Annotated in this window: 5 protein-coding genes; all 5 read left to right on the forward strand. The window is 69.3% G+C overall.

The window, feature by feature from the left end; genetic code table 11:
• Positions 1 to 406 (forward strand): AMP-binding enzyme (locus ACRDSK_RS31305; RefSeq protein ID WP_431445002.1); only part of this gene is annotated, 406 nt, incomplete at its 5' end.
• A 5-nt stretch (positions 407 to 411) separates the two neighbouring features.
• A complete protein-coding gene (locus ACRDSK_RS31310; protein ID WP_431445003.1) occupies positions 412 to 2673 on the forward strand; it encodes a DUF6351 family protein in 2262 nt (753 codons plus the stop codon).
• Between the two features lie 20 nt (positions 2674 to 2693).
• Positions 2694 to 3440, forward strand: coding sequence for an ABC transporter ATP-binding protein (locus ACRDSK_RS31315; protein ID WP_431445004.1), 747 nt, complete (start codon positions 2694 to 2696; stop codon positions 3438 to 3440).
• A complete protein-coding gene (locus tag ACRDSK_RS31320) occupies positions 3427 to 4173 on the forward strand; it encodes an ABC transporter ATP-binding protein (protein ID WP_431445005.1) in 747 nt (248 codons plus the stop codon). The genes ACRDSK_RS31315 and ACRDSK_RS31320 overlap by 14 nt, the downstream gene beginning before the upstream one ends.
• A gap of 43 nt (positions 4174 to 4216) precedes the next feature.
• Positions 4217 to 5467 carry an ABC transporter substrate-binding protein gene (locus ACRDSK_RS31325; RefSeq protein ID WP_431445006.1) on the forward strand — a complete coding sequence of 417 codons (1251 nt, stop codon included), beginning with the start codon at positions 4217 to 4219 and terminating at the stop codon, positions 5465 to 5467.
• The last annotated feature ends 116 nt before the right edge of the window (positions 5468 to 5583 follow it).

Raw genomic sequence — 5583 nt, forward strand, 5'->3', positions numbered from 1 at the left:
GTACTACACCGGGGACACCGGCTCGCGGGACCACGACGGAGACCTGTTCTTCTCGGCCCGCGAGGACGATGTGATCATCATGGCCGGTTACCGCATCGGCCCGTTCGAGGTCGAGAGCGCCCTGACCGCGCACCCGGACGTTGCCGAGGCCGCCGTGGTCGGCGTGCCCGACGAGCTGCGCGGCGAGGTGATCGAGGCGTTCGTCGTGCCGCAGCCCGACGTGACACCCACGGATGCGCTGGCTGTCGAGCTTCAACAACTGGTCAAGCGCACGTACGCGGCTCACGCCTACCCGCGGTCGGTGCACTTCGTGCCGGAGCTGCCCAAGAACCCCAGCGGGAAGATTCAGCGCTCGGCCCTCCGCGCGCAGCGCAGCCAACAGCTCGCCACCGAACGCGGAGCGTGATCGAGATGGCTGTTCGAGATCGGGTCCGCGCGGTCGCCGCAGCCCGCGGCCGGCTGCTCGTCCTCGCCGCGCTGGGTCTGTCGCTGACGCTGCCGAGCCCCGTCGCCGCGACCGGTGACGCGCCTGAGATTCGGGTGCTGTCCAACCGCGCGGACCTGATCTCGGGCGGGGACGCGCTGGTCGAGGTGGCCCTGGCGCCTGGCGTCGATCCGGGCAAGGTCAGGGTCGACGTCGACGGCCGCGACGTCACCTCGCGCTTCGCGCTGCGTCCGAACGGGCGGTTCATGGGGCTGGTCACCGGCCTCAGAGACGGCGAGAACGTCCTGACCGCGCGCGGCAGAGGCGGCGTGGACCGGATCACGATCACCAACCACCCGATCGGCGGGCCGGTGTTCTCCGGGCCTCAGCTGCGGCCCTGGATCTGCGAGACCAACGCCGAGCCCAACACGCTCGGCCCTGCGTTGGACGAACAGTGCAACGCGGCGACCGCGGTGGACTTCCTCTACCAGTCGACAGACCCGAGCAAACCCGGTTTCCAGCCGTACGACCCGAAGGACCCGCCGTCTGACGTCGCCACCACGAGAACTGACCAGGGCGCGGTCGTCCCGTACATCGTGCGGCGTGAGACCGGGACGATGAACCGCGGCGTCTACCAGTTCGCGGTGCTGCACGACCCCGTCAAGTCGCCCGCGCCGTGGGCGTCGCGGGCGGGCTGGAACGGCAAGCTGCACTACATCCTCGGCGCCGACGCCAAGCCCCAGCGCCGGCAGGGTGCGCCCAAGTCTGTGTTGGGCGAGCCGTACCCGGTCAGTGTGATCAACAGCAACCAGGCCGCCGAGCTCGCGCTCTCACGTGGTTGGGCAGTGGCCACGCATTCGCTGAACATCCACGGGCTGAACACCAACTTCGTGACTTCCGCCGAGTCGCTGATGATGGTCAAGGAACACCTCATCGAACAGCTCGGCGAGATCCGGTACACGATGGGGTTCGGCTGCTCCGGCGGGGCGGTGCAGCAGCATCTGATCGCCGACGCCTACCCGGGCCTGCTGGACGGGCTGGTGCCCTCGTGCAGCTTCCCGGATCTGTATATGACCGCCCACGAGGTCGTCGACTGCGGTCTGCTGCTGCGGTACTACAACACCACCTCGCCGCAGCTGTGGACGGTCGAGGCGCAGCGCGCCGCCGTCGACGGGACCGCCGATGTCGGTCCGTGCCAGAGCTGGATCACCGTGTTCGGATTCGATGGCCACTGGTTCGACCCGCGGACCAGCTGTGTGTGGCGCTCGGCGTTCGTGCAACCGGCGGGGGTGGTGCTTGAGCAGCCCGAGTGGGTGTACGACCCGCAGACCAACCCGCACGGCGCGCGGTGCACTCTGCAGGACCACCAGGTAGCGATCTTCGGGCGGCGTCCGCCACAGGCATGGGGCGAGGTCGAGCAGCGGATCGGCAGCGGGTTCGCCAACCGGCCGTATGACAACGTCGGTGTCCAGTACGGCCTGCGCGCGCTCGAATCCGGCCTGATCACGCCGGAGCAGTTCGCAGACCTCAACGAGAAGATCGGCGGCTACGACATCGACAAGAACTGGCAGTCGCAACGCAGCGCCGCCGACCTCGCAGCGGTCGAGATCGCCTACCGAGCGGGGGCGGTGACCTTCGGACGCCAGTTGGCGAAGACCCCGATCGTCGACCTGCGCGCCGCCGACAACAACGAGGTGCACACCGACTTCCACAGCTACGCGATGCGCGCCCGACTCGAGCAAGCCAACGGCCACCATGACAACCAGGTGATCTGGACCAGCGCCGGCGTCGCGTTCGCGCCCGACGAGCAGTCGATGAACCAGGCCTTCCTGCTGATGGACGCATGGTTGGCCGGCATCGAGGCCGACCCCTCCAGCGAACCGCTCGAGGTGAAGGTCCGCAGGCACCGGCCGGCGCAGGCGGTCGACGCCTGCTGGATCGCCGGGCGGAAGGTCACCGACCCGGGCACGTGCCGTGCGGCGTTTCCTTACTTCGGCAATCCGCGCACCGCGGCGGGTGGCCCGCTGGCGAACAACATCCTCAAATGCCAGCTCACACCGCTGAGCCGAGCCGACTACGGCGTGTCGTTCACCGACGAGCAGTGGGCCCGGGTGCTGAGGGCGTTCCCCTCCGGCGTCTGCGACCACTCCCAGCCGAGCGTGGGCCAGCACCCGCCCACGCCTTGGCTGAGCTTCGCCGACGGGCCGGGCGGCCGTCCTGTCGGGCCAGCCCCGGGAACGGGGCAGTGATGCGGCCCGGGCGTGGGGCGGTGCTGACCGCACGTGGGCTGGCCAAGCAGTTCCGGGGGTTCCGCGCTGTGGATGGTGTGGACCTGTCGGTGGCCGAGGGCGGCGTGCACGCTCTGGTGGGTCCGAACGGGGCCGGCAAGACCACGTTGTTCAATCTGCTCAGCGGGTTCATCGCCCCGTCGGCGGGGCGGATCTGCCTGGCCGGGCGGGAGATCACGGGGCTGGCCCCGGAGCGGATCGCTCGGCTGGGTGTGGCCCGGTCGTTTCAGATCACCAACCTGTTCCCGATGCTGTCCGGCCGGGAGCACATCGAGTTGGCGCTGGCGGGCCGGGCGGGGCAGGGGTTCTGGTTCTGGCGTTCGGACAGGCTGCTCGCCCAGCATGCGGAGCGGGCCGCGGAGCTCCTCGCGAGCGTGGGGTTGGAGCACGCCGCGGACGCGCCGGCCGACACCCTGCCGTACGGGCAGAAGAGGGCTCTGGAGTTGGCGTTGGCGTTGGCGCTGGATCCGAGGGTGCTGTTGCTGGATGAGCCGACCGCGGGGATGGGCGCCGAGGACGTGGAGCGCACTGTGGAGCTGATCGGGCGGGTCCGCGCCGGTCGCACGGTGGTGCTGGTGGAGCACAACATGAACGTGGTGGCGAGCCTGGCCGACCGGGTCACCGTGCTGCAGCTGGGACGGGTGCTCGTCGAAGGCGCCTACGCCGAGGTCCGCGATGACCCGCGGGTCATCGCCGCCTATCTGGGGGAGCCGAATGCCGCGCACTGACCCGATGCCGCCTGCTGACCCGATGCCGCCTGCGGGCGCCATGCTGCGGATTGAGTCGCTGTCGGCCGGTTACGGCGAGGCGCAGGTGCTGCGGGAGGTTTCGCTGTACGTCGCCGAGGGCGAGGTCGTCACGTTGGTAGGCCGCAACGGCGCCGGCAAGTCCACCCTGCTGCGCTGCGTGATGGGGCTGCACACACAGCAGCGCGGCCGGGTGGAGTTCCTCGGCCGGGATCTGACCCGGATGCCGACGCACCGGCGCGCCCGGCTCGGCGTCGGGTGGGTGCCGGACGACCGGGGCATCTTCGCCTCGCTGTCGGTCGCGGAGCACCTGACACTCGCCGCGCCGACCGGCCCGAACCCGTGGCCGCTGCAGCGGGTGTACGACACGTTCCCGGTGCTGCACGAGCGGCGGCGGTTCCCCGGCACCCGGCTCTCCGGCGGCGAGCAGCAGATGCTGGCCATGGCCCGGGTGCTGCGCTCCGGCGCCCGGCTGCTGGTCTGCGACGAGCCCACCGAAGGGCTGGCGCCGGTGATCGTGCAGCGCATCGGGGAGATCATCCGCGAGGTCAAGGCGCACGGCGGCACGGTGCTGCTGGTGGAGCAGAACGTCCACTTCGCCGCCACGGTCGCCGACCGGCACTACCTGCTCGCGGAGGGCCGGATCGCCGAGACCCTCGACAACACCGAGGTGCGGCAGCGGGAGGCCGAGCTGCTGGCGTACCTCGGAATCTGATGACACAGGCGCGCCCGCGTTGTCGCGGGCGGGAGGAGGAACCATGCGAACAGTTGCGGGACGGTCAGCGGCGTTGCTCGCCGCGACGGCCCTGGTGCTGACCGGCTGCGGCCAGGGCGGTCCGGGCGGCGGCGGAGGCAAGGTCTCCGGCGGGAAGGTGGTGCTCGGGGTCCTCAACGACCAGTCCGGGGTGTACGCCGACCTGTCCGGCAAGAACTCCGTCGAGGCGGTCAAGATGGCGGTCGCGGACTTCAAGAAGAAACATCCCGACTCCGCGGTCAACGACATCGAGGTGATCAGCGCCGACCACCAGAACAAGCCCGATGTCGCCAACGCGAAGGCCGCCGAACTCTACGACCGGCAGCAGGCCGACATCATCCTCGACGTGCCGACCTCCTCGGCGGCGCTGGCCGTCGCGAACGTCGCGAATCAGAAGAAGAAGCTCCACATCAACGTGAGCGCCGCGACCACCGAGCTGACGGGCAAGTCGTGCAACAAGTACACCTTCCATTACGGATTCGACACGCACATGCTCGCGTTCGGAACGGGCGAGACGCTGACCCGACAGGGCGCGAAGAACTGGTACATCGTCTACCCGGACTACGCCTACGGGCAGGACATGAACAAGAGCTTCACCGCCGCCATCACGCAGGCGGGCGGAAAGGTGGTGCGCAGTGATCCTGCGCCGTTCCCGAACGACAACTTCTCCACGTTCCTGCTCAAGGCGCCGAAGCTGAACCCGAAGCCGGACGTGATCGGCACCATGCAGGCCGGCGGCGACCTGGTGAACCTGGTCAAGCAGTACAACGAGTTCAAGCTCGCGGACCAGGGCGTGGGGCTGGCGGTCGGGCTGATGTTCATCACCGACATCCACTCCCTGGGCGTGGAGGCGTTCTCCGGGGTCACCTTCACCGACGCCTGGTACTGGAACTTCGACGAGAAGAACCGCGAGTGGGCCGACCGGTTCAAGGCCAAGACCGGGATCCGGCCGTCGTTCCTGCACGCCGGCAACTACTCCGCGGCGCTGCAGTACCTCGAGGCCGTGCAGCGGGCAGGCACCGACGACTCCGAGGCGGTGGCTGACGAGCTGCGGGGACACGAGTTCAATGATGTGTTCGCCCGCAACGGCAAGATCCGCGCAGAAGACAACCTCCTGGTCCATGACGTGTACCTGGCCAAGGTGCAGGACTCCAGCGAGGTGACCGAGGAGTGGGACTACGAGGAGATCATCGCGACCATCCCGGGCGAGGAAGCGTTCGGCAAGGTCGAGGACACCGAGTGCCGGATGAGGTGACTTGCTGTGGCACACCGCTTCTGCCAACGCTGCCGTATCCCGATCGCTCAACCGCGCCCCCGGGCCGCGCGCCGCGGCCCCAGCGCGCCGCAGCGGCCCGCGATTCTCGGACCTGG

Source organism: Actinophytocola sp. (assembly GCF_050699915.1).
In the GTDB taxonomy this organism is placed as follows: Bacteria; Actinomycetota; Actinomycetes; order Mycobacteriales; family Pseudonocardiaceae; genus Actinophytocola.